This is a genomic window from Tateyamaria sp. ANG-S1, from assembly GCF_000814025.1.
GTDB lineage: Bacteria > Pseudomonadota > Alphaproteobacteria > Rhodobacterales > Rhodobacteraceae > Tateyamaria.
The window spans coordinates 194,988-219,416 of record NZ_JWLL01000009.1 but is presented as its reverse complement, the minus strand read 5'-3'; the positions used below and the strand labels follow the sequence as shown (position 1 = coordinate 219,416).

26 protein-coding genes are annotated in these 24,429 nt (G+C 61.8%); 17 read left to right on the top strand and 9 right to left on the bottom strand.

The genetic code is table 11. The features are described from left to right. Positions 1 to 115: 115 nt before the first annotated feature. From secY to RA29_RS18030, 17 genes are all read left to right on the top strand, one after another. Positions 116 to 1,480 carry a preprotein translocase subunit SecY gene (secY, locus tag RA29_RS18110; RefSeq protein WP_039688581.1) on the top strand — a complete coding sequence of 455 codons (1,365 nt, stop codon included), beginning with the start codon at positions 116 to 118 and terminating at the stop codon, positions 1,478 to 1,480. Positions 1,481 to 1,504: 24 nt separating this feature from the next. After that, positions 1,505 to 2,080: an adenylate kinase gene (locus RA29_RS18105; protein ID WP_039688580.1), complete on the top strand. Its 576-nt coding sequence runs from the start codon at positions 1,505 to 1,507 to the stop codon at positions 2,078 to 2,080. 31 nt (positions 2,081 to 2,111) lie between these two features. Next, the gene (locus RA29_RS18100; protein ID WP_152613076.1) at positions 2,112 to 2,480 is read left to right on the top strand and encodes a hypothetical protein; all 369 of its coding nucleotides are present in this window, start codon (positions 2,112 to 2,114) and stop codon (positions 2,478 to 2,480) included. Positions 2,481 to 2,673: 193 nt separating this feature from the next. Continuing rightward, positions 2,674 to 3,042 carry a 30S ribosomal protein S13 gene (rpsM, locus tag RA29_RS18095; protein ID WP_039688576.1) on the top strand — a complete coding sequence of 123 codons (369 nt, stop codon included), beginning with the start codon at positions 2,674 to 2,676 and terminating at the stop codon, positions 3,040 to 3,042. Between the two features lie 12 nt (positions 3,043 to 3,054). Continuing rightward, complete coding sequence (gene rpsK, locus RA29_RS18090) at positions 3,055 to 3,447, top strand: 30S ribosomal protein S11 (protein ID WP_039688573.1); 393 nt, start codon at positions 3,055 to 3,057, stop codon at positions 3,445 to 3,447. A 113-nt stretch (positions 3,448 to 3,560) separates the two neighbouring features. Further along, positions 3,561 to 4,577 (top strand): DNA-directed RNA polymerase subunit alpha, encoded by a 1,017-nt coding sequence (locus RA29_RS18085; protein ID WP_039688716.1) that lies wholly within the window; start codon positions 3,561 to 3,563, stop codon positions 4,575 to 4,577. Between the two features lie 173 nt (positions 4,578 to 4,750). Next, positions 4,751 to 5,170: a 50S ribosomal protein L17 gene (gene rplQ, locus RA29_RS18080; protein ID WP_039688572.1), complete on the top strand. Its 420-nt coding sequence runs from the start codon at positions 4,751 to 4,753 to the stop codon at positions 5,168 to 5,170. Between the two features lie 110 nt (positions 5,171 to 5,280). After that, positions 5,281 to 6,657, top strand: a complete 1,377-nt coding sequence (locus RA29_RS18075; protein WP_039688570.1) for a trypsin-like peptidase domain-containing protein — start codon at positions 5,281 to 5,283, stop codon at positions 6,655 to 6,657. A gap of 1 nt (position 6,658) precedes the next feature. Further along, positions 6,659 to 7,966: a replication-associated recombination protein A gene (locus tag RA29_RS18070; protein ID WP_039688568.1), complete on the top strand. Its 1,308-nt coding sequence runs from the start codon at positions 6,659 to 6,661 to the stop codon at positions 7,964 to 7,966. Positions 7,967 to 8,007: 41 nt separating this feature from the next. Further along, positions 8,008 to 8,388, top strand: a complete 381-nt coding sequence (crcB, locus tag RA29_RS18065; RefSeq protein ID WP_039688566.1) for a fluoride efflux transporter CrcB — start codon at positions 8,008 to 8,010, stop codon at positions 8,386 to 8,388. After that, positions 8,385 to 9,422, top strand: coding sequence for an RluA family pseudouridine synthase (locus RA29_RS18060; protein WP_039688564.1), 1,038 nt, complete (start codon positions 8,385 to 8,387; stop codon positions 9,420 to 9,422). Before crcB ends, RA29_RS18060 begins: the two co-directional genes overlap by 4 nt. Beyond that, the gene (locus RA29_RS18055) at positions 9,423 to 10,076 is read left to right on the top strand and encodes an HAD-IA family hydrolase (protein ID WP_039688562.1); all 654 of its coding nucleotides are present in this window, start codon (positions 9,423 to 9,425) and stop codon (positions 10,074 to 10,076) included. A gap of 1 nt (position 10,077) precedes the next feature. After that, positions 10,078 to 10,791 carry an ATP12 family protein gene (locus RA29_RS18050; RefSeq protein ID WP_039688713.1) on the top strand — a complete coding sequence of 238 codons (714 nt, stop codon included), beginning with the start codon at positions 10,078 to 10,080 and terminating at the stop codon, positions 10,789 to 10,791. Positions 10,792 to 10,997: 206 nt separating this feature from the next. Then, entirely contained in the window at positions 10,998 to 12,014 is a 1,017-nt protein-coding gene (locus RA29_RS18045) for an amino acid ABC transporter substrate-binding protein (RefSeq protein WP_039688711.1), read from the top strand. 168 nt (positions 12,015 to 12,182) lie between these two features. Next, positions 12,183 to 13,415 (top strand): ABC transporter permease subunit, encoded by a 1,233-nt coding sequence (locus tag RA29_RS18040; protein WP_039688560.1) that lies wholly within the window; start codon positions 12,183 to 12,185, stop codon positions 13,413 to 13,415. 1 nt (position 13,416) lies between these two features. Beyond that, a complete protein-coding gene (locus RA29_RS18035) occupies positions 13,417 to 14,715 on the top strand; it encodes an amino acid ABC transporter permease (protein WP_039688558.1) in 1,299 nt (432 codons plus the stop codon). Positions 14,716 to 14,728: 13 nt separating this feature from the next. Beyond that, on the top strand, positions 14,729 to 15,529 hold the full coding sequence (locus tag RA29_RS18030) for an amino acid ABC transporter ATP-binding protein (protein WP_052249764.1): 801 nt from the start codon (positions 14,729 to 14,731) through the stop codon (positions 15,527 to 15,529). A 25-nt stretch (positions 15,530 to 15,554) separates the two neighbouring features. Here RA29_RS18030 and RA29_RS18025 read toward each other — a convergent pair whose 3' ends face one another. The 9 genes from RA29_RS18025 to ttcA form a co-directional block, all read right to left on the bottom strand. Beyond that, on the bottom strand, positions 15,555 to 16,049 hold the full coding sequence (locus RA29_RS18025) for a histidine phosphatase family protein (protein ID WP_039688556.1): 495 nt from the start codon (positions 16,047 to 16,049) through the stop codon (positions 15,555 to 15,557). Then, entirely contained in the window at positions 16,046 to 16,660 is a 615-nt protein-coding gene (locus RA29_RS18020) for a hypothetical protein (protein WP_039688554.1), read from the bottom strand. Before RA29_RS18020 ends, RA29_RS18025 begins: the two co-directional genes overlap by 4 nt. After that, on the bottom strand, positions 16,657 to 17,451 hold the full coding sequence (locus RA29_RS18015; RefSeq protein ID WP_039688552.1) for a sterol desaturase family protein: 795 nt from the start codon (positions 17,449 to 17,451) through the stop codon (positions 16,657 to 16,659). Before RA29_RS18015 ends, RA29_RS18020 begins: the two co-directional genes overlap by 4 nt. Before the next feature lie 57 nt (positions 17,452 to 17,508). Next, positions 17,509 to 18,372, bottom strand: coding sequence for an acetylglutamate kinase (gene argB / locus RA29_RS18010; protein WP_039688550.1), 864 nt, complete (start codon positions 18,370 to 18,372; stop codon positions 17,509 to 17,511). A 121-nt stretch (positions 18,373 to 18,493) separates the two neighbouring features. Continuing rightward, positions 18,494 to 19,144 carry a ribosome biogenesis GTP-binding protein YihA/YsxC gene (gene yihA, locus RA29_RS18005; protein ID WP_039688548.1) on the bottom strand — a complete coding sequence of 217 codons (651 nt, stop codon included), beginning with the start codon at positions 19,142 to 19,144 and terminating at the stop codon, positions 18,494 to 18,496. Next, positions 19,141 to 19,872: an MOSC N-terminal beta barrel domain-containing protein gene (locus RA29_RS22985; protein ID WP_039688546.1), complete on the bottom strand. Its 732-nt coding sequence runs from the start codon at positions 19,870 to 19,872 to the stop codon at positions 19,141 to 19,143. Before RA29_RS22985 ends, yihA begins: the two co-directional genes overlap by 4 nt. Next, complete coding sequence (gene yidC / locus RA29_RS17995) at positions 19,869 to 21,683, bottom strand: membrane protein insertase YidC (protein WP_039688544.1); 1,815 nt, start codon at positions 21,681 to 21,683, stop codon at positions 19,869 to 19,871. Before yidC ends, RA29_RS22985 begins: the two co-directional genes overlap by 4 nt. A gap of 174 nt (positions 21,684 to 21,857) precedes the next feature. Then, positions 21,858 to 23,405: a GGDEF domain-containing phosphodiesterase gene (locus RA29_RS17990; protein ID WP_039688542.1), complete on the bottom strand. Its 1,548-nt coding sequence runs from the start codon at positions 23,403 to 23,405 to the stop codon at positions 21,858 to 21,860. Between the two features lie 76 nt (positions 23,406 to 23,481). Then, positions 23,482 to 24,351 (bottom strand): tRNA 2-thiocytidine(32) synthetase TtcA, encoded by an 870-nt coding sequence (gene ttcA / locus RA29_RS17985; protein WP_039688541.1) that lies wholly within the window; start codon positions 24,349 to 24,351, stop codon positions 23,482 to 23,484. Positions 24,352 to 24,429: the final 78 nt, after the last annotated feature.

Genomic DNA, 24,429 nt, shown 5'->3' with positions numbered 1-24,429 from the left:
CAGTTTGACGCCTTGTGAGCTGCAAATTTGCGGCTTACATAGTCTCTAGTCTTTCCTACGCCGCCCGCCGGGAAACCGTGCAGGGCGGCGTTTCGCCATAAAGGAACACACCCGCATGGTATCTGCCGTCGAGAATATGGCCGCCAACACGAGCTGGAGCGCTCTGGGCAAGGCCACCGACCTGCGCAACCGCATCCTTTTTACCCTCGGTCTGCTGATCGTCTACCGCCTTGGCACCTTTATCCCGGTGCCCGGCATTGACGGCGCTGCCCTCCGCGAGTTCATGGAAACCGCGGGTCAGGGGATCGGCGGTATGGTGTCGATGTTCACCGGTGGCGCGCTGGGGCGGATGGGCATCTTTGCCCTGGGTATCATGCCCTACATCTCGGCCTCGATCATCGTGCAGCTTCTGACCTCGATGGTGCCCAAGCTTGAACAGCTCAAGAAAGAGGGCGAGCAGGGGCGCAAGAAGATCAACCAGTACACCCGCTACGGCACAGTGGCGCTGGCCACCTTGCAGGCTTACGGTCTGGCCGTGTCGCTGGAATCCGGCGATCTGGTGACCGATCCGGGCATGTTCTTCCGCATTTCATGCCTCATCACGTTGGTCGGCGGCACCATGTTCCTGATGTGGCTGGGTGAGCAGATCACCGCACGCGGCATCGGCAACGGTATTTCGCTGATCATCTTTGTCGGCATCATTGCCGAGGTGCCTGCAGCACTGGCGCAATTCTTTGCCTCGGGCCGCTCGGGCGCGTTGAGCCCTGCGATCATCGTCGGTGTGATCGTGATGGTCATCGTCACCATCACATTTGTCGTGTTCATGGAACGCGCGCTGCGCAAGATCCACATCCAGTATCCGCGCCGTCAGGTCGGCATGAAAGTCTATGACGGCGGCAAGTCCGACCTGCCGGTCAAGGTGAACCCCGCTGGTGTGATCCCCGCGATCTTTGCATCGTCGCTCTTGCTGTTGCCGGTGACCATCTCGACCTTCTCGGGGGGCTCGACGAGCCCGATCATGTCGTGGCTGCTTGCCAACTTCGGCCCCGGTCAGCCGCTGTATCTGCTGTTCTTTGCGGCGATGATCGTGTTCTTTGCTTACTTCTACACGTTCAACGTCAGCTTCAAACCGGATGACGTGGCGGAGAACCTCAAGAACCAGAACGGCTTTGTTCCCGGTATCCGTCCGGGCAAGCGCACCGCCGAATATCTGGAATACGTGGTCAACCGTGTGCTGGTTCTGGGCTCTGCCTATCTGGCGCTGGTCTGTCTGCTGCCGGAAATCCTGCGTGGTGAGTTTGCCATCCCGTTCTATTTCGGCGGCACATCCGTGCTGATCGTGGTGTCGGTGACCATGGATACGATCCAACAGGTTCAAAGCCATCTGCTGGCGCACCAGTACGAAGGTCTGATTGAGAAATCGCAACTGCGCGGTAAGGGCAACAAGACCCGCCGCAAACGGAGCCCTGTGCGCCGCTAAGGCGGCACAGGGAGGGGACAGCTGATGAACATTATTCTCTTGGGCCCGCCGGGCGCGGGAAAGGGAACGCAGGCGCGTTTTCTGGTGGAAGAGCGCGGCATGGTGCAGTTGAGCACGGGCGATATGCTGCGCGCGGCCAAAGCGTCGGGCACCGAGATGGGCCGGATAGTGGCTGACGTCATGGACCGCGGTGGGCTTGTGACCGACGAGATTGTCATCGGCCTGATCCGCGAACAGCTTGAGACGGTCAAGGCGAACGGCTTCATCTTTGACGGCTTCCCACGCACGCTGGCGCAGGCGGATGCGCTGGCGGATCTGCTGGCGGAGAAGGGCGAGACCCTCGATGCCGTGATCGAACTTGAGGTCAATGACGAGGTTCTGGTGGACCGCATCGTTGGCCGCGCCGCCGAGGCTGCTGCCGCAGGCCAGCCCGTACGTGCGGATGACAACGCCGAGTCGATGAAAGTGCGCCTGATGGAGTACTACAAGAAGACGTCTCCGCTGATTGGGTACTACTATGCCAAGGGGCAGCTGACGAAGGTCGATGGGCTGGGCGAGATCGCGGATGTGAAGGCGGCGATTGCGGGTGTTCTTGGCTGAGTAAGTAAGCCGGTCGAAAAGGGCAAACACTGTGAAAACGAAAGGTTCATACAGAGATGAACTCACGGTGGGAGCCGACGACAGTTTACAGGAACGAGTAAGCCAAGCGTGCTATTTTCTTCTCAGAAGTAAAGGTAAGTATCGCGATAGGCTGGTTGACGTATCGCTAGAGCTCGACCCGCTAAGGCCGGAAGACTTTACGTCCGAAATTGGACCGGCGTTCGCGGAACTTCTTGGCGAGATCGAAGGGTTGCGGAGTGGGATCAACGTTGGATTTGGTCACTTCAATGATCCGACGCCGAAGCAAAAAGATAAAATTGCCAAACTACTCCTGCAGATTCTAAAGGCCTGCTCGGTTGCCGAAAGCTTGTACGACCGCCTCCATGATCAAACAGGCTGATGAGCGCTTGATGGCAGGGGTTGACGCACCCTTAATCAACGCCTATCTCACGCCATCTATAACGAGAATCAAAGACCGGAACGCGTCCGGTCGGATCACCTGATCAGCGGCAGGCCCGGGGGCAAAATCCTTGGGCCTTATGTTGTGAAAAAAGGACCCGGAACTACGGGTTCGCAACGAAAGGAAGCCTTACGTGGCACGTATTGCAGGGGTCAACATCCCCACCGCCAAACGTGTTCCGATCGCCCTGACTTACATCACGGGTATCGGCAACACCTCCGCTCAGAACATCTGCGAAGCTGTCGGCATCGACCTGACGCGCCGCGTGAACGAACTGAGCGATGCAGAAGTTCTGAAAATCCGCGAGCACATCGACGAGAACTACACCGTCGAGGGTGACCTGCGTCGTGACACGCAGATGAACATCAAGCGCCTGATGGACCTGGGCTGCTACCGTGGCCTGCGCCACCGTCGCAACCTGCCTGTCCGCGGTCAGCGCACAAGCACCAACGCTCGCACCCGCAAAGGCCCCGCAAAGGCCATTGCCGGCAAGAAGAAATAAGGAGGCGCACCAATGGCACGTGATACCCGCCGTGGGGGCAAGAAAAAGGTCTCCAAGAACATCGCCGCTGGTGTGGCGCATGTGAACTCTTCGTTCAACAACACCAAGATCCTGATCTCGGACGTGCAAGGCAACGCGATCAGCTGGTCGTCGGCTGGCACCATGGGCTTCAAGGGCTCGCGGAAATCCACGCCTTACGCCGCCCAGATGGCTGCCGAAGATGCGGGCCGCAAGGCGCAGGACCACGGTGTGAAGACGCTGGAAGTCGAAGTGCAGGGCCCCGGTTCGGGCCGTGAAAGCGCACTGCGCGCCCTGGCCGCCGTTGGCTTCAACATCACGTCGATCCGCGACGTGACGCCGATTGCCCACAATGGCTGCCGTCCGCCCAAGCGCCGCCGCGTCTAAGCGACATCTGAACACTCTTTGGGGCCTGCGTTTCGCATGGCCCCAAACCGCTTTTTGAAACCTCGGGAGTTTGCGCGTTTGGACATGGCACGCAGACAGGAATGGAGGGACGCATGATCCACAAGAATTGGGCCGAACTGATCAAGCCGCAGCAGCTTGACGTCAAGCCGGGCAACGAACCCGCGCGACAGGCCACTGTTGTTGCCGAACCGCTGGAGCGCGGCTTTGGCCTGACCATGGGCAACGCGCTGCGCCGCGTGCTGATGTCGTCGCTGCAAGGTGCCGCCATCACATCCGTGCAGATCGACAACGTGCTGCACGAATTCTCAAGCGTGGCCGGTGTCCGCGAAGACGTCACCGACATCATCCTGAACCTCAAGCAGGTGTCCTTGCGCATGGAAGTCGAAGGCCCCAAGCGCCTGTCGATCTCTGCCAAGGGGCCGGGCGTTGTGACCGCTGGTGACATTTCCGAAAGCGCTGGGATTGAGATCCTGAACCGCGATCTGGTCATCTGCCACCTCGACGATGGTGCCGACGTCTACATGGAACTGACGGTCAACACCGGAAAGGGCTATGTGTCGGCAGACAAGAACAAGCCGGAAGACGCGCCCATCGGTCTGATCCCGATCGACGCGATCTATTCGCCCGTCAAGAAGGTCAGCTATGACGTGCAGCCCACCCGCGAGGGCCAGGTGTTGGACTATGACAAGCTGACCATGAAGGTCGAAACCGATGGCTCCATCAGCCCTGACGATGCTGTGGCCTTTGCCGCGCGCATCCTGCAGGACCAGCTGGGCATCTTCGTCAACTTCGACGAGCCGGAAAGCGCCTCGCGTCAGGACGACGACGATGGTCTCGAGTTCAACCCGCTTCTACTGAAGAAAGTGGACGAGTTGGAACTGTCGGTCCGTTCGGCCAACTGCCTGAAGAACGACAACATCGTCTACATTGGCGATCTGATCCAGAAGACCGAGGCAGAGATGCTGCGCACGCCGAACTTCGGCCGCAAGTCGCTGAACGAGATCAAGGAAGTGCTGTCGGGCATGGGCCTGCACCTTGGCATGGATGTCGAGGACTGGCCGCCGGACAACATCGAAGATCTGGCCAAGAAGTTCGAAGATAACTTCTAAGCCATGGTGCGCCCATAGGGCACACCCTACGGTCCATCCGACCGATAAGAACCGTAGGGTGCGCATTCACTGCGCACCTGCCCTGGGTCCAAGACCCCAAGGAGAGTCCGTGACACGCATCGCGGGCCAGACAAAGCAAAACAGCCCGTAGAGGGCACAAAGGAGAAAAGAAAATGCGTCACGCACGTGGTTACCGCCGCCTGAACCGGACACATGAGCACCGCAAGGCTCTGTTCGCAAACATGGCTGGCTCGCTCATCGAACATGAGCAAATCAAGACAACCCTGCCCAAGGCCAAGGAACTCCGCCCGATCATCGAAAAGATGATCACGCTGGCCAAGCGCGGAGACCTGCACGCTCGCCGTCAGGCCGCGGCCAAGCTGAAAGAAGACCAGTATGTCGCCAAGTTGTTCGACGTTCTGGGTCCGCGCTACAAGGACCGCCAGGGCGGTTACGTCCGCGTTCTGAAGGCTGGCTTCCGCTATGGTGACATGGCGCCGATGGCCATCATCGAATTCGTAGACCGCGACCGCGACGCCAAGGGTGCCGCTGACAAGGCCCGCGTTGCTTCTGAGGATGCGGCCGAAGAATAAATCAGGATGTGATGCCTGATCAGAAGCCCTCGCCCCGCGGCGGGGGCTTTTTGTTTTGATGGGCCGCTGCGCTTGTATTGCCCGTACTGGATTTGCATATTTTTGGAACAATGAAGTTTCTGATCCCCCTCCTTCTCTGCTGTCTTCCCTTTGTGGCCAGTGCCGAGACGCGCGTGCCGCAAAGCCAGTCCGAGATTACGCTCAGCTTTGCGCCCCTTGTGCGCGAGACGGCTCCGGCGGTAGTGAACATCTATGTCCGCTTCGTCACGCAGGCCCGCGCGCGGACGCCGTTCATGGACGATCCGTTCTTTGAGCGTCTGTTTGAAGGGTTTGGTCAGCCACAGCCGCGGGTGCAGAACTCCCTCGGCTCTGGCGTAATCCTGAGTGACGATGGGATTGTCGTGTCCAACTATCATGTGGTGGGGCAGGCGACCGACATCCGGATCGTACTGAATGATGGGCGTGAATATGACGCGCGGGTGCTTCTGGGTGATCAGGAGAGTGATCTGGCCATCCTCAAAATCGATGACGTGGATGATCTGCCTTTCCTAGCCCTGCGCGACAGTGAGACGGTTGAGGTCGGCGAGTTGACCCTTGCCATCGGCAACCCCTTCGGTGTGGGGCAGACCGTGTCGTCTGGTATCGTGTCGGGGCTTGCCCGGTCGGGCGGCTCCAACGGGCGTGGAGCGGGCTACTTCATTCAAACCGATGCGCCGATCAATCCTGGCAATTCGGGTGGGGCACTGGTGGACATGCGCGGCGATCTGCTGGGCATCAACACTCGTATCCTGAGCCGCTCGGGTGGCTCGAACGGGATCGGCTTTGCAATCCCGGCTGATCTGGTCGCAGCGTTTGTCAAACAGGCGCGCGATGGGAACGACCGGTTTGTACGGCCCTGGGCCGGAGCGACTGGCCAGGCAGTAGACATTGATCTGGCCGAGACACTGGGCCGTGACCGCCCCGGTGGCATTATGTTGGCGGGATTGCATCCTGCGAGCCCTCTGGCGGATGCTGGTTTCGAAGTGGGCGATGTGGTTCTCTCCGTCGATGGCGCGCCGGTCGGCAGCCCGGGTGAGATGCTGTTCCGCATGAGCGTCGCCAGCGATCAGAACAGCGCCACTATGACCCGCCTGCGCGGTGGGGAAGAGGACGACCTGAACGTCGCCCTGATCCCGCCGCCCGACGATCCGCCGCGGGACGAGACGGTGCTGCCCGAGGACAGCAGCCTGCCCGGGCTGACGCTTGCGCGCATAAACCCGGCGGTGCTGGCGGAGTTGAACCTGCCCATTGCCGCCGAAGGGGTCGTGGTTTTGGACGAAGGGCCAATTGGCCGCCGCGTCGGCCTGCGGAGCGGAGATGTCCTGCAGCGTATCGACCGGCAGGATGTGGATACGCCCGCGCAGGCGGCGGCCATCCTGTCCGAAGCGAGGCGCGGGACAACCGTGCGCGCCATTCGCGGCAACAGCCGCATCGTGTTGCGGTTCTGACGTGACCGATCTCTTTGGATCAGTGCCCGCTGCACCCGATACCGGGCCGCGCCCTCTTGCAGACCGGCTGCGCCCGCAAAGGCTGTCGGAGGTCATCGGACAGGCCCAGGTGCTTGGCCCGGAGGCAGCGCTCACCGTCATGCTGTCCTCGGGCGCGCTGTCGTCGCTGATCTTCTGGGGGCCGCCCGGCGTGGGCAAAACGACCATCGCCCAGCTGCTTGCGCATGAGACAGACCTGCATTTCGTCCAGATCTCGGCGATTTTCACAGGTGTCCCGGACCTAAAGAAAGTGTTCGAGGCGGCCAAGATCCGGCGTCAGAACGGGCAGGGCACGCTGCTGTTCGTGGACGAAATCCACCGCTTCAACAAGGCGCAGCAGGACGGGTTCCTGCCGCATATGGAGGATGGGACGATCCTGCTGGTGGGGGCCACGACCGAGAACCCCAGCTTCGAGTTGAACGCCGCTGTGCTCAGCCGCGCGCAGGTGCTGGTGCTGGAACGGCTGGACCTCAAGGACCTCGAACTGCTGGCCCAACGGGCGGAGCAGGAGTTGGACAAGGCCCTGCCGCTGGATGGCCCCGCCCGCGAGGCGCTGCTGGAAATGGCAGACGGCGATGGGCGCGCGCTGCTCAATCTCATCGAACAGGTCACCGCTTGGACGGTCGCGGGCAAGCTGGATAGGGACGCGCTGGCCACCCGCCTGATGCGCCGCGCGGCGCAATACGACAAGTCGGGCGATGCGCATTACAACCTGATCTCGGCGCTGCACAAATCGGTGCGCGGGTCGGACCCGGATGCGTCGCTGTACTGGTTCGCTCGGATGCTGGAGGGCGGAGAAGATCCGCGCTTTCTCGCCCGCCGTATCACCCGCATGTCGGTTGAGGATATAGGCCTCGCTGACCCGCAGGCGCAGGCGGTGTGCTTGCAGGCGTGGGAAACATATGAACGGCTGGGCTCGCCCGAGGGTGAGTTGGCTCTGGCGCAGGCGCTTGTCTACCTTGCCCTCGCGCCGAAATCGAACGCGACCTACGTGGCCTACAAAGGCGCGCGGAGGGCCGCGAAACAGACCGGGTCGCACCTGCCGCCCAAGCACATCCTGAACGCGCCAACATCGCTGATGAAGGATCAGGGATATGGCAAGGACTATGCCTATGACCACGATGCCGAAGACGGGTTTTCGGGGGCCAGTTACTTCCCCGACGGGATGGAGCGGCCCGAGCTTTACCAACCGGTCGAGCGCGGGTTCGAACGCGAATTGCGCAAGCGGGTCGACTATTTTGCCAAGCTGCGGGCCAAGCGGAACAGCTAGCGCGGCTTGACTCTTTGCGGCGGACCGACGACAGACCGGCCATGTTTTCAACCCTCTCTCTCGTGGCCCTTGGCGGGGCGATTGGCGCGTCTCTGCGTTGGCTGACGGGCGTGGCGATGCTGCGCGCGCTTGGGCCGTCCGACTTTCCGCTCGCCATCATCACGGTCAATATCGTGGGCTCGTTCCTGATGGGTGTCTTTGTCGTGGCCGCAGCGCAAAAGGGGCTTACGCACCTGTCGCCGTTCGTGATGACCGGGGTGCTGGGCGGCTTTACCACGTTCAGCGCTTTTTCACTCGAAACCATGACGCTGATCGAGCGCGGGGAAACAGCCTCCGCCGCGCTTTACATTGCGCTCTCCGTTGGCCTGTCTGTTGGCGCGCTGGCAGTGGGGCTGCTCATCGCAAGGGGGCTCTTCGCATGAGTGGGGTTCAGACCGTGACCGTCGAAGCGGGTGAAGGCGATCAGCGTCTTGACCGCTGGATGAAGCGCCGCTTCCCGCAAGTCAGTCAGGGCATGATCGAAAAGATGTGCCGCAAGGGCGAATGCCGGGTCGATGGGGGCCGCGTCAAATCTTCGACGCGGGTCGAGGAAGGCCAGCAGGTGCGTATCCCGCCGCTGCCCGACCGGCCTGCGCCAGTGGTGAAAAAGACCCGCATTTCCGACAAAGACGCCAAGATGATCCGCGACTGCGTGATCTACAAGGACGATCAGGTCATCGCGATCAACAAGCCGTCGGGCCTGCCGACCCAAGGCGGCTCCGGGCAGACCAAGCACGTCGACGGGTTGGCCGAGGCGTTGACCTTTGATGCCGACGAAAAGCCGCGCCTGGTGCACCGGCTGGACAAGGACACGTCGGGCGTTCTGCTGCTGGCGCGCACCCGCCTCGCGGCCAAGTCGCTGACAGCCGCCATGCGCCACCACGACACGCGCAAGATTTACTGGGCGCTCGTTGCGGGCGTGCCCACGCCCTATCTGGGCGAGATCAAATACGGTCTGGTCAAGGCCCCCGGACGGGGCCGTGGGGGCGAGGGCGAGAAGATGATCGCAGTACACCCGCGTGACATCGACGGCACGCCGGGCGCGAAACGGGCGCATACGCTCTATGCCACGCTCTACCGCGTTGCCTCCCGCGCTGCATGGGTCGCGATGGAGCCGATCACAGGCCGCACCCACCAGTTGCGCGCGCATATGGCCGAGATCGGGCACCCGATTGTCGGTGATGGCAAATATGGTGGATCGAGCCAGGAAAACCTCGGCGATGGCTGGGGGGCCAAGGTCGGCGGCATCATCTCGCAAAAGCTGCACCTGCACGCGCGTATGATGCGGTTCGAGCAGCCAGAGACGCGCAAGGTCATCACCGTGACGGCAGAGCTGCCCGACCACATGAAGCAAAGCTGGGACACGTTCGGCTGGACCGAGGATCTGGCTGCCGAAGACCCGTTTGAGGCGCTTTGAATGAGGCTTGTCGTTTTCGACGTGGATGGCACGCTGGTCGACAGCCAAGCGGATATCGTCGCCAGCATGGCAGCCGCCTTTGGCGCGGTCGAGATGCCCGCACCAACGCGGCAGGACATTCTCGGCATCGTCGGTCTGTCCTTGCCTGTGGCCATGCGGACCCTCGCGCCGGAGGCCGATCACGACCGCATGGTCGCGGTCTACAAGGACAGCTACGCTGATCTGCGATTGAGCAAGGGCGCGGCATCCTCGCCCCTTTATCCCGGTGCGCGCGCGGCACTTGATCGCCTGAATGGACGGGATGACATCCTGTTGGGCATCGCGACAGGCAAATCCAAGCGTGGGCTCGATGGTTTGATCGAGATACATGGGCTGGAGGGGATGTTTGTGACCCGGCAGGTGGCCGACTTCCACCCGTCAAAGCCGCATCCGTCCATGCTGCAGGCCGCGATGGACGAGGCGGGGGTGTATGCGGCGGATGCCGTGATGATCGGCGACACAAGCTTTGATGCCGATATGGCGGAGGCCGCGCGCATGCCATTCATCGGCGTAAGCTGGGGCTATCACCCGGCCTCGCGACTGAACGGTGCGCGGGCGGTTCTGAACAGTTTTGATGACCTTGATGACGCGCTGGGCGCGCTATGGGTGGAATGACATGAGTGAGTGGAAGCAAAAACGGTTCTGGACAGCAGCCACAGCCGAGGAAGTGCCGGGTGGCTGGACGGTCAAGCTGGATGGGCGCGCGGTCAAGACACCGGCCAAGGCGGCCCTGACTCTGCCGACGCGCGCCATGGCTGCGGCCATTGCTGCCGAATGGGACGCGCAGGATGAGGTGGTGAACCCGCTGTCGATGCCGTTTACACGCAGTGCCAATGCAGCGATCGACAAGGTGGCCGTTCAGCACGCCGAGGTGGCGGATATGCTGGCAGCCTATGCTGACGCCGATCTGCTGTGCTACCGGGCGGATGCCCCGCAGGCGCTGATCGACCGGCAGGCGGCGATGTGGGATCCCTATCTGGACTGGGCGGCGCAGACATTGGGCGCGCGCCTGATGCCGCGCACGGGCCTGATGCACGAATCACAGGACGCGGACGCACTTGCCGCCCTTGCGGCACCTGTCCATGCGATGTCGAATTTCCAGCTTGCGGCCTTTCACGACCTGGTCAGCCTGTCGGGGTCCTTGATCCTGGGTTTCGCCGCCGCCCAAGACCTACACCCGCCGCTCACAATTTGGGCAGCTTCCCGGCTGGATGAAACCTGGCAGGAAGAGCAATGGGGCGAGGATGAGGAGGCGCAGGAGGTCGCGAAGCTCAAGGAAGGGTCATTTTTGCACGCAAAAGCCTTTTTTGACGCAACAAAAGCGGCCTGACGTCACGTCAAGGTCTTGCCGTGAAAAGCGCACAATTATGCATCGTTTTTGATGATGCCGCCCTTGACGTTTCGCGATGAATCCCCGCAAACTAACGCCCACCAGTTGGGGATAACCCCGGCTGGATCGCTTTCGACGTGGCATGGGCACTCAGGCTGCGTTGATCGGACCGCTGAAACATGGCGGACAATCAGGAAGAGGTAAAAATGAAAAAAACCGTACTCTTTGGCGCGCTGACCGCCGCTGGCTTGGCTGCCGGCGCTGCGGCTGCTGGCACGCTTGATGACGTGAAAGCACGCGGCACGCTGAACTGCGGCGTTGCTACCGGGCTTGTGGGCTTTGCGACACCTGACGCCAACGGCGAATGGCAAGGCTTTGACGTGGCCGTTTGCCGCGCTGTTGCTGCTGCCGTTCTGGGCGACGCAACTGCCGTCGAATTCGTACCCACCACAGGCAAAACGCGCTTCACCGCGCTCGCCTCGGGTGAAATCGACATGCTGGCACGTAACACCACATGGACCTTCTCGCGCGACGTGGACCTGAAATTCACCTTCGTCGGCGTGAACTACTATGACGGCCAAGGCTTCATGGTGCCCAAGGATCTGGGCGTTTCGTCGGCCAAGGAACTGGACGGCGCGACCGTCTGCATCCAGACCGGCACCACGACCGAGCTGAACCTGGCGGACTTCTTCCGCATCAACGGCATCAGCTACGAGCCCGTTCCGATCGAAACCAACGCCGAAGCGCAGCAGCAGTACCTGGCCGGTGCCTGCGACGTCTACACCACGGACGCGTCCGGCTTGGCCGCGACACGTGCCGCGTTCGAAGCGCCGAACGATCACGTCCTGCTGCCCGAAATCATCTCGAAAGAGCCGCTGGGCCCGCTGGTCCGTCACGGCGACAACGAGTGGGGCGATGTGGTTCGCTGGACTCTGAACGCGCTGATCTCGGCAGAAGAGCTGGGCATCACCTCGGCAAACATCTCCGAGATGTCGGCTGGCACCAACAACCCGGAAATCAACCGTATCCTCGGCACCGAGGGCACGCTGGGCGAGATGCTGGGTCTGGACGCTGACTGGGCCGCGAAAGCCATCACAGCTGGCGGCAACTATGGCGAAATCTTCGAGAAGAACATCGGTGAATCCACTCCGATCGGTCTGGCCCGCGGCCTGAACGCTCAGTGGACCGACGGCGGCCTGCTCTACAGCCCGCCCTTCCGCTAAGATACCAAGCCGAGGGGCGCAGGTTCATCCCTGCGCCCCTCGCGCATCTGGGCACAGGATCGCTGAAAACAGCGGCAGAGATGCCTCAAGGACAGCCAACTTCTGAAAACCCGGCCCCGCGCCTCGGCGCGACAAAAATCAAGGGTCGGAACCACGGGGACCCTCTCCATGACCACGATGACCGACCCTCCACAGGAGTCGTTCCGCCTGTCGATGCTTCTCAACGACACGCGCTACAGATCTTACACATTTCAGTTCATTGCGCTTTTGGCCCTTGTGATGGCCATCGCGTACCTGATGAGCAACATGTTCGCGAACCTGCGCGATCAGGGCCTGTCCCTGAGTTGGGCGTTTCTGGGCGAGCCTGCGGGCTACGACATCAACCAGCGTCTGATTGAATACACCAGCCAGTCCACGCATTGGCGGGCGACTGTGGTGGGTGTGCTGAACACGCTGCTGGTGGCGTTCCTCGCCTGCGTTTCGGCCACTGTGCTGGGGGTGATCGCGGGCGTTCTGCGCCTGTCGAACAACTGGCTCGTGTCCAAGCTGATGTCGGCCTATGTCGAAGCGTTCCGCAACGTGCCGGTCCTGATCTGGATCATCATCATCTTCACCATCATGACGGCCGTCATGCCCGCCCCCCGCGCGTTCCGCGGGGACGAGCCTGACGCCACCATGTTGCTGGGTCTTTTCGCCTTCACCAATCGCGGCGTCTATGTGCCTGCGCCCATCCTCGGCAATCCGCTCTTCGGATCGGCGGCCATGGGGTGGCTCTTGATCCTGCTGGGGCTGGTCGGCTCCTTCTTCGGGGCCAAGGCACTGGGCGCATGGGCCAGTGCCAAACAGGAATTGACGGGTGTGCGTCCGACGACGTGGTATTTCACGCTGGCCATCTGGTTTGTGCCGTTGATCGTCTTGCTGACGATCATGGGCCTGAGCTGGGACATTCCCGCGCTGCGTGGCTTCAACTTCGGCGGTGGCCTGACCATTCGCGGATCGCTGATTGCGCTTTGGTTCGCGCTTGCGATCTACACCGGCGCGTTCATCGCTGAAAACGTGCGCGCAGGCATCCAGGCCATCAACAAGGGTCAGAGCGAGGCCGCGGCGTCGCTTGGACTGCGGCCCGGTCGGATCATGAACCTTGTGATCCTGCCGCAAGCCTTGCGGGTCATCATCCCGCCGCTGATCTCGCAGTATCTGAACATCACCAAGAACTCGTCGCTGGCGATTGCCGTGGGCTACATGGACATCACCGGCACGTTGGGGGGCATCACGCTGAACCAGACGGGCCGGGCCATCGAATGCGTCCTTCTGCTGATGCTGTTCTACCTCACGATCAGCTTGCTGATCTCGGCGGTGATGAACGTCTACAACACCTCTGTGAAGCTGAAGGAGCGGTGAGATGAGCGATACACACGCACAAACCGTCGCTTACGTCCGCGACACACAACTCCCCCCATCCCCGCCGCCCGCGTCCGAGGTCGGACTGGTCGGCTGGCTGCGCGCCAACCTGTTCAACGGTGTCTGGGGCACGGTGCTGACGCTGCTGTCGCTCTATGCGATTTATTCGATCCTGGCGTCATCGCTGCCGTGGATCTTCAACGGGGTCTGGACCACCAAGAGCCTCGCGGAATGCCGTGAAGTGCTGGACGGGGTTCGGGGCGGTTGTTTCTCGGTCCTGACGGAGCGGGTTCACCAACTGCTTTATGGGTTCAAGTACCCGGCCGCCGAATACTGGCGCCCGAACCTGGCCCTGATCCTGCTGTTTGTCGCAGCTCTGCCGGTGCTGATCTACACGTTGCCGCGCAAGCTGCTGATCATCACCGCGCTCTACCCCTTCGTCGCCTTTTGGCTGATCTGGGGTGGCACGATTTTGACACCGCTTCTGGCGCTGGTCGGCTTTGTTGCAGGCTACTTCGTGTTCCAGAAGTTCAGCACATCGAGCTTTGCAGCGGGCTTTTTCGGTGCCGTGATCGTGGCCATCGTGGTCTGGACGATTGGCGGCTGGCTCATCCCCGACAATGCCAATGCCAACGCGATGCTGCGCTATGTGCCCAGCCGTGACCTTGGTGGCTTCATGCTGAACATGATGCTCGGCGTGACCTGCGTGTCGCTGTCGATCCCGCTGGGCATTGTGCTGGCGCTGGGCCGTCAGTCCGACATGCCGATCATCAAGTGGATCTGCGTGGTCTTTATCGAGTTCGTGCGGGGCGTGCCCCTCATCACTTTGCTCTTCGTGGCATCAGTGATGCTGGCCTTTTTCTTCCCGCCGAACAGCACCGTGGATCTGTTCCTGCGCGTGGTGATCATGATCACCATGTTCTCGGCTGCCTATATTGCCGAGGTGATCCGGGGTGGCCTCGCTGCCCTGCCGCGCGGGCAGTACGAGGCGGCGGACAGCCTGGGCCTCGACTATCCGCAGGCCATGCGTCTGATCATCCTGCCGCAAGCGCTCAAGATCTCGATTCCGGGCATCGTGAACGTGGCCGTGGGTCTGTTCAAGGACACGACGCTGGTGTCGGTGATCTCGATGTTCGACCTGGTGGGTATGATCCGCGGACCGATCCTTTCTGCGCAAGAGTGGAACGGCGTTTACTGGGAACTGCTGGGCTTTGCCTCGCTGCTGTTCTTCGTCGTCTGCTACGGCATCTCGCAATACTCGCAATGGCTGGAACGCCAGCTTGCGACAGACCACCGTTAAGGAGTGGGTAACAATGACTGAGACAACAACAAACCTGCCCAACACCGATCTGCCCCACGTGGCGGCCAATGTGTCTGACGAAGTGGCCGTATCCATCGACAAGATGAACAAGTGGTATGGCACCTTCCACGTGCTGCGCGACATCGACCTGACGGTTTATCGCGGCGAGCGGATCGTGATTGCGGGCCCTTCGGGGTCGGGCAAATCCACATTGATCCGCTGCATCAACGCGCTGGAAGAACATCAGCAGGGCACGATCACTGTCGATGGGACGGTCCTGTCCTCGGACCTCAAGAACATCGACAAGATCCGGTCAGAGGTTGGTATGTGCTTCCAGCACTTCAACCTGTTCCCGCATCTGACGATCCTGGAAAACTGCACGCTGGCCCCGATCTGGGTGCGCAAGACGCCCAAGAAGGAAGCCGAGGAAACGGCGATGCACTTCCTGGAAAAGGTGAAGATCCCCGACCAGGCCGACAAGTATCCCGGCCAGCTCTCCGGTGGTCAGCAGCAGCGTGTGGCCATTGCCCGCTCGCTCTGCATGCGGCCGCGGATCATGCTGTTTGACGAGCCCACATCGGCGCTGGACCCTGAGATGATCAAAGAGGTGCTCGACACTATGGTTGAGCTTGCCGAAGAGGGGATGACCATGCTGTGCGTGACGCACGAGATGGGCTTTGCCCGTCAGGTGGCGAACCGCGTGATCTTTATGGATGAGGGCCAGATCGTCGAACAGAACGAGCCCGAAGAGTTCTTCAACAATCCGAAGTCCCCGCGGACGCAATTGTTCCTGAGCCAGATCTTGGGGCACTGACACGTAAGGCGGATCAGGATCCGCCTTACCCCATCACCTCTCGCGGTATCGCGAAATCAATCGGCTGGCCCTCGCGCCAGCCGATGTCGTTCCAGCCCTCGACATCGAAGCGGATCACAGTCGTGGCGCAGGTTGGGTAGTCGGCAAATCTGGGATGCCTTGGCGGTTGCGCGACGAGGCGGTCGGCGAAGTCGGCAATACCTGGGTTGTGCCCAAGCATCAGAACTGTTTCCGCGTTTTGTTCTTGCAGGACCTCCATTATCACCTCTGGTCCGGCATGGTAGAGCGCGCGGGTGAAGGTGATGGGGATGTCTAGGCCTAAGCCGAGGAAGGTCTGCCCGGTGCGTTCGCTGCTGGAACTGACGGCTGCGTCCGGCAGGTGCCCGTTGTCCCGCAGCCATTGTCCCATGGCCTTGGCCGATGCGATGCCCCTGTCATTGAGCGGGCGGTCGTGGTCAGTGAGGTTGGGATGGTCCCAACTGGACTTCGCGTGGCGCATGAGGATGAGTGTGCGGGTCATCCGACGAATGCTCGCATGTGGAAGGCTGATTGCGCCTCGGGTCGGGCGAAAGACTGGCTGACCGGGCAGGCACGGCGGGCGAGGCAGCCGCCTGTCATGCAGGTCGTGCCCTCGGGCGTATCGAGATACGCCTTACAGGCTGGGACGTCGTAGAAATGGGCGTCTGACAGGGCGTCTACGGGGCAGGCGGAGACGCAGGGTTTGGTGGAGCAGGAGGTGCATGGATTTGTCCCCGCGGGGACAGATTGAAATTCTTCAATGAATTCAAGCGCGCAACGTAAAGAAATCATTAAACCGGCTGTTTCGTGGATCATCATGCCGGTTGGGCTTTGCCAGAAACGGCCCGTGTCGAGCGCCCACGCGATGAAGGGGGCGTAGGGTGGGCCGTCGGATGGGTAGTGGGCCTTCGCCCCCATCTCTTTCGCGATGCCGCCCATGACACGCTTGGACCACGTGTCGACGGGATCTTTGACCTTTTTAAGGTATTCGGGGCTTTGCGTGAAGACGTCCCACCAGCCTGCGTCGGTGCCAATCAGGATGCGGTTGCCGCTGTGACCCATGACCATCAGGCCATGTGGCCTCACTGCCGCGGCGACATCCTGAAGTGTCATTTCCGGGCGAAGGGGAGGGCGAGGGACCAGCCGAGCTTGGCAGGGCGGTCGTCTTGCCATTCGAGACCCACCTGCATGTCGTCATGCCCGGCCTCGGGCTGCGCGATATAGGTGCCGAACATGCGGTCCCAGATCGACAGGGAGAAGCCGTAGTTGCTGTCATGCTCGTGCCGGTGGACCGAGTGGTGGACGCGGTGCATGTCGGGCGTGACCAAAACCCGCCGCACGATGGCGTCGAGCCAGAGGGGCAGGCGGATGTTGGCGTGGTTGAACATGGCGGTGCCGTTCAGGATGATCTCGAACAGGATCACGGCGAGGGCGGCGGGGCCGAGCAGGTAGACGGCGCCGATCTTGATCAGCATGGACAGGCCAATTTCGATCGGGTGAAAGCGGATGGCGGTGGTCACGTCCATGTCCACGTCGGCGTGATGGACGCGGTGAAGGCGCCAGAGGAGCGGGACCTTGTGGGTGATCAGGTGCTGCGCCCAGATGATGAAGTCTAGGATCAGGATGGCCACGACGATTTCGATCCAGACGGGCAGCGAGAGTGCATTGAACAGGCCCCAGCCTTGGGTGCTGGCGTCGATGGCGGCACCGACGGCGAGGACCGGCAAGAGGAATGCCATGATCCGGATGAAGATCGTGTTGGCGATGGTGATACCCCAGTTTGTGACCCAGCGTTGCTTGCGCGATTGGGTGCGGGTACGGCGGGGCAGGATCGCCTCGGTCAGTGCAAAGAGTGCAAAGAGGCCGATGAAGACGCTCAAACGGATCAGGGTTTCGTTTTCCATGACCCATATCTACCGCGTCGCCCGTGTCAGGCAATGCGGCGCGCGGACACGTTTGTGTCAGCGTGGGCGGATGATGGAGCCTGCGCCGTGGTCGGTGAAAAGTTCGAGAAGACAGGCATTTGGCGCGCGTCCGTCGAGGATGACGACCGCACGCACGCCGCTTGCTATGGCGTCGAGCGCGGTTTCTGTCTTTGGGATCATGCCGCCTGCGATGGTGCCGTTTGCGGTCAGGTCGCGGATTTGGTCGGCGGTGAGTTCTGTGACGACTTCACCTTCGGCGTTTTTGACTCCGGAGACGTCGGTGAGCAGGAGCAGGCGGTCAGCCTTGAGTGCCCCCGCGATGGCGCCGGCGGCGGTGTCGCCGTTGATGTTGTAGGTTTCGCCGTTCTTGCCCGCGCCGAGGGGCGCAATGACGGGAATCATGGAGCGTTCGAAGAGGGTGGACAGGATCGTTGGGTCCATCTGCGCCGGTGTGCCTACGAGGCCGAGGGCGGCGTCCGTCTGATCGCAGGTGATCAGGTTGGCGTCCTTGCCCGACAGGCCCACGGCCTTGCCGCCTGCGCGGTTAATGGCTTGGACGATCCGTTTGTTGACCACACCCGACAGCACCATTTCAACCACTTCCATGGTGGCCGCGTCCGTCACACGCTTGCCGTTCACGAAGTCGGATTTGATATCGAGCCGCTTGAGCATGTCGTTGATCATGGGGCCGCCGCCGTGGACGATGACCGGGTTCACACCCACCTGCCGCATCAGGACGACGTCATTGGCAAAGCTCTCCATCGCCTCGTCCGAGCCCATGGCGTGACCGCCGAGCTTGATGACGACGGTCGCGCCGGTGTAGCGCTGCATGTAGGGCAGCGCCTGACTGAGCGTGCGGGCGGTGGCGATCCAGTCGCGGTTCATGTTTTGCGTCTTCATCTTGTTGCGGCCTTGGCGGTTTCGCCGCTTATCCGGAATTGCGCGCTGGCGCGCAAGACATGTCCTGCCCCCACCCTGGCCCTCCCCCATGGGGAGGGGACCGCGTGGCGTGGTTGTCCGGCTATTCGAGCGTGGCGATGATGGCGCGGAGGGTTTCTATGCCGTCGCCCTTTTCGCTGCTGGTGAGCACGATTTCGGGGAAGGCTGCTGGGTGTTTGGACAGCGCTTGTCGGACCTGCGCCAGTACCGCCTCGCGGTCCTTGGCCTTCACTTTGTCCGCCTTGGTCAGAACGCATTGGAAGGTGACGGCGGAGTTGTCGAGGAGTTTGAGGATATCCTCATCCACCTTCTTGATCCCGTGGCGCGCGTCGATGAGGACAAAGGCGCGGCGTAGGGTTTGGCGGCCGGACAGGTACTGTTTCAGGAGGCGCTGCCACTTTTCGACCACCGGTAGGGGGGCGTTGGCGTAGCCGTAGCCTGGCAGGTCGACGAGGTAGTGGTCGTCGCCTGCGGTGAAGTAGTTGATTTCCTGCGTGCGGCCCGGCGTGTTTGAGGCGCGCGCAAGCCCTTTGCGTCCCGTCAGTGCGTTGATGAGGGACGACTTGCCCACATTCGAGCGCCCGGCAAAGCAGACCTCGAGCCGGTCGGCGGGGGGCAGGCCGGACATGGCGACCACCCCTTTGACGAACTCGGTTTCGCCCGCGAAGAGGATGCGGCCCTGTTCCGCAGTTTGCGGGTCGGGTGTTTCGGCGATGGGGAAGGGGAGTATCATTGCAGTGTGTCGCCGACGGCGACGGTGCCGCCGGATTTTACTTTGAAATAGACGCCGAAATTACGTGTGTCCCAGCCATCTTCGAGAGCGCGGAGCATGCCGATGTCGCGCTGGCCGTTTTGCGGGTTGGCGTCGGGGGCGCGGCAGCGCTCGATGGGTTCGACCGGTGAGAGCGTCGCGCCGCCGAGGGTGATGTCGCCGCTGAGCAGGTCAATCTCTGCCCATGGGGCGAGGCCGTCGAGCCAGAGGTTGATGCGGAAGCGGCGCATGTCGATGTGCATGCCTGCCTTTTGGCTGAGCGCGCGGAGCGACGAGAGGTTGCCGATGGAGACGGAGGCAAACTCGACATCCGTCATGCCTTGGGTCGGGGATTTGACCAGCCGGGCGGGGCCGGGGCGGTTGCCTGGCCAGAGGTCGCCGACCCATGTGCCGAGGGCTGTCGGGTCGGTTTCTGGTTTGAAGTCCAGTGGGGCGCGGTCGGGGTGCGTGAGCAGCACGCCGTCCGCCGTGGACACTGCGCCGACAGCCGCGAGGGCCGGACCGGAGGCCACTTGCAGGAAGTTGCGGCGCGGTTGCCAGGCGTCTGTATCTTCGGCCTCAGCGTTCAGGAGCGCCCATGCCCGATCGCCCACAACGGCCTGATCCGGGGTAAGGTCAGCGCGCTCACAGGCTTCGGACCCGATCCCTTTGATCGGGTGCCGCCAGATATGGGCGAGGGTGCCGGTCACTTCTTGGCGTCCTCGGCCTGCTTCTTCTTGAAGCCGCTGGTGATGTTGCCCATTAGGTCGGGTTTGTAGCCCTGGCTGCGCATGATCAGGTATTGCTGGGTGAACGTGATCACGTTGTTGGCGATCCAGTAGACGACGAGGCCACTGGCAAAACCGCCCAGCATGAACATGAAGACCCAGGGCATCCAGGCAAAGATCATCTGTTGCGTGGGGTCGGTGGGCGCCGGGTTCAGCTTTTGTTGCAGCCACATGGAGATGCCCAGGAGGATCGGCAGGATGCCGATGAAGATGAGCGCCATGAAGCTGGTCGGATCGGGTGCTTCGTTCGGCAGGAGGCCAAAGAGGTTGATGATCGAGGTGGGGTCAGGCGCACTGAGGTCCTGGAAGGGGCCGAAGAAGGGCGCGTGGCGCAGCTCGATCGTGACGAAGATCACCTTGTAGAGCGAGAAGAAGATCGGGATCTGCAGAAGGATCGGCAGACAGCCCGCGGCGGGGTTCACCTTTTCCTTCTTGTAGAGCTCCATCATGCCTTGCTGGAGTTTCTGCTTGTCGTCGCCTGCGCGCTCTTTCAGCTCCTCCATCTGCGGCTGGAGTTCCTTCATCTTCGCCATGGAGACGTAGGATTTGAAGGCGAGAGGGACGAGCACGGCTTTGATGATGAGCGTGAGGCCGATGATGGCCCAGCCCATGTTGCCGATCAGCAGGTTCAGTTCGTGCAGCAGCCAGAAGATGGGCTTGGTCAGGAAGAAGAACCAGCCCCAGTCGATGCTGTCGATAAAACCCTCGACGCCCGCGGCCTGGTATTCGCGGATGGCTTCCCATTCCTTGGCGCCCGCGAAAAGTTGCGTTTGGATGGCCACGGTTGCACCGACGGCCACATCCTGCGCGGGCAGGCGGGTGACGGCGCGGTAGACATCGCTGCGCGGGTCATAGGTGAGCGCCTGGTCGAAGCTTTGCACGCCGGTGGGGACCAGGATCGACTGCCAGTAGTGGTCGGTGAAGCCGATCCAGCCTTGTGTGACGCCTTCGGTCACAATGGCGGGGCGGCCCCAGGCGGGATCGACGCTGGCATCGGGGATTTCGTCCCAATCGGTTTCGGCCAGTTCGCCATCGGCCATGGCAACCGCACCTTCATGCAGGATGAAAAAGTTCTTGAGATCGGACGGCTCGCCGTGGCGTGTCAGCATGCCGTAAGGTGCTGCGCGGACGGTCGTGTCGCCGTTGTTGGTCACCGACTGGGTGATGCTGAACATGAAATCGGCGTCGATGCTGATTTCGCGTTCAAAGACCAGGCCAGTGCCATTGTCCCATGACAGCGTGACGGGGGAGCCGACGCCGAGGGTGTCGCCCCCTGATTGGGTCCAAAGCGTGTTCGGGCCGGGTACGGCATCTGCATCGAGACCGCCCCCGGGCGCCCAGCCGTAGACGGCATAATAGGCATCCGCAGAGCCAACGGGCGACAGCATCGTTACGATGTCGGCGCCGGGTTCCTGGCTGACACGGTAGTCTTTGAGTTGCAGGTCGTCGATGCGGCCGCCAAGGAGTGAGATCGAGCCCGCCACGCGGTCGGTTTCGATGTCGATGCGGGGCGCATCTGCGGTTTCGGTGGCTGCCTCGGATGCGGTTTGAGGGGCGCCCGGTGCCGGGGGTGCGGCTGGCACTGTGCCCGCATCGTCGGTTTGCGCCGTCGTCGGCGCTGCTGCGTCCAGGGGAACGTCGGGTTCGGGGGGGGGAAACACCACGAACCACACCAGAATGACAAGGAAACTGAGCGCCGTTGCAAGAATGAGGTTCTTGTTCTGATCGTCCATCGGGGACTGCCACCTGCTGTCTGAAACGTTGCACGGGTTCAACAGAGTGCAGGGGCAAAGGTCAAGCGGATTCGGGTGTGAGGCAAGGCCCAAAAGCCGGGGATTTGTTCACGATCAGGCCAAGGTTGGGCGTCGCTTCGGCGCGGGTTTGCAAACAAGCAGGGGGTCAGCCGGTCAGTTTGTGCGCCGGACAGGAAGCGAGGGCGTGTCCTTCAGCTTGGCCTCGTGTGCGCGGACCCAATCCAACGTCTTTTCAAAGGGCATGGGCCGCGCGATGCCAAAGCCTTGTACATAGTCGCACCCAAGCTGCGCCAGCAGGGCGTGTTCCCCCACAGTTTCGACCCCTTCGGCGAGGGTTTCGATCCCCATCCGCTCTGCCATCGTCAGTACGGCGCTGATCATGCGTTGTTGTTCGGGGTCGCGGTCCGCCTTCATCACGAAGGAGCGGTCGATCTTGATCCGACCGACGCCGAACCGCCGAATGGATGAAATCGAGGCATGGCCGGTACCGAAATCGTCAAGATCGACGCGGCAGCCCAGTTTGGTCAGCGCGTTGATGTTGCGCGTGATCGTGTCGCCGGTGTTGTCGGTCACGACGGTTTCAAGGATTTCGACGGCCAGCCGATCTGGTGTCAGGTCGAAGCGGTCGAGTTCCCAGCGCACCTTGTCCACAAGCTTGGGGTTGTTCAGCTCAGATCCGCTGAAGTTCACACCCACATGCGGGACGTGCAGCCCAGCGGAATCCCATGCCTTGAGCGCGGTGAAGCTGTGGTAGATCATGATCTCGGCCAGCCGTTCGAGAAGGCCTGCATCCTCAATCGCGGGCAGAAACTCGGCCGGAGAGATGGCGCCGCGGTCGGGATGTATCCAGCGTGCGAGCGCTTCGAAGCCTCCGACTTTGCCCGTATCGGTCGAAATCTGCGGCTGGAACCAGGGTTGAATATGACCCTGTTCGAGCGCCGTTGCGACCTCGTCCCGCAAATTGGCGCGGTTTTTAAGCCGTGAGTGGAGTTCGGTGGAATAGGCGCGGACGGAGGACGGGCCGCGCCGCTGCGCTTCGGTCAGGGCGGCAAGCGATGCGTTGAGCCAGTCGCGACCCGACCCGCCTGGGGCGCGGTTCAGCAGGCAGAAGCCGACGCTGACAGACACATAGACAGTTGTGCCGTCGAGCGCGATCGGTTCTTCAATCGCTTGTTGGTAGCGCCCTGCCAGTTGAATGCAACTTTCAAGATCGAGATGCTGGACCTGACCCAGACACAGTGAAAAGCGAAAGTCGCCAGTTTTGCAGAGCGTGTCGTGGTCGCGCATCGTCGTGACCAAGCGATCTGCGACGGCCTTGAGAATCCGATCAATCGCTGCCGGTTCGAAGCGGTCGGCAAGCGTGGTGTGGTCATCAAGTTCAATGGAGAAGATGGCGCTGTTTCTGTCTGCGCCAGGCGCATCCTGTCGGATCGTATCGACCTTGTCGCCAAAGGTGTCTTGCGAGACGAGGCCGGGTTGCAGGTCGCGGGCCCTGCGCTGGCGTATCACATCGTCGATCCCGCCGACGGCGAACCAGCCGAGCGGCAGGGCCACCGCCACGGTTGTCAGGGCGATTTCGCCGCCCAACCAATATGCCGCGAGCATAACGGCAGGCACAAAGGCCAGCATTTGCGGACCAGCCAAGGCCGCAGCCATCCTGTGGCGCAGTGTTTTCAGCATCTCTGGCGCGCGGAATTGCATCTTTGACCCCTTTTCCGTCCTGCCCGGTCGCAACCGCAGGCGAGACAAGGACTAGGGGCCCAAGGTAAGTCAGCGCTTAACGCAAATCTGGAATGTTCACGTTTTTTTCTTCAAATTGTTCCGAGCTGCGCATCAGTCCCGCAAAGTCGAACAGTTTGGGGTCCAACAGATGGGACGGGCGCGCGTTCATCAGCGCCCGGAACATGACCTGGCGGCGACCGGGGCTGTTGGCTTCCCATCCGTCGAGGATCTGCTTGACCTGTTGCCGTTGCAGCCCGTCCTGGCTGCCGCAAAGGTCGCAGGGGATGATCGGGTAGTTCATGGACCGGGCGAATTTTTCGCAATCGGCTTCGGCCACGTGGGCGAGGGGGCGGTAGACGAACAGGTCTCCTTCCTCGTTCACGAGCTTCGGGGGCATCGTGGCCAGCCGTCCGCCGTGGAAGAGGTTCATGAAGAACGTCTCGAGGATGTCGTCGCGGTGGTGGCCCAGAACGACTGCGGTGCACCCTTCCTCGCGCGCGATACGGTAGAGGTTGCCGCGTCGGAGCCGCGAGCAGAGCGCGCAGTAGGTGCGCCCTTGCGGGACCTTGTCGACAACGATGGAATAGGTGTCTTGGTATTCGATCCGGTGGGGGACCTGCATGCGTTCCAGGAACTCGGGCAGGACTGTCGCGGGAAAGCCCGGTTGGCCCTGGTCGAGGTTGCAGGCGAGGATGTCGACTGGCAGGAGGCCGCGCCATTTGAGTTCGTGGAGCACCGCGAGCAGCGTGTAGCTGTCCTTGCCCCCCGACAGGCAGACCAACCATTTGCCGCCCGGTTCAATCATCCCATACTGCTCGATCGTCTCGCGCGTGTGGCGGACGATGCGTTTGCGCAGCTTTTTGAATTCGGTGCTTGTTGGCGCACCGGCAAAGAGGGGGTGGATGTCGTCACTGTCGTCAAGCATGGGCCACCTTGAGGGCTGGGATCGCGCTCTCTTACACCAAGGGCGGCGTGAACCAAAAGAGTGCGTGCGCCGTATCCC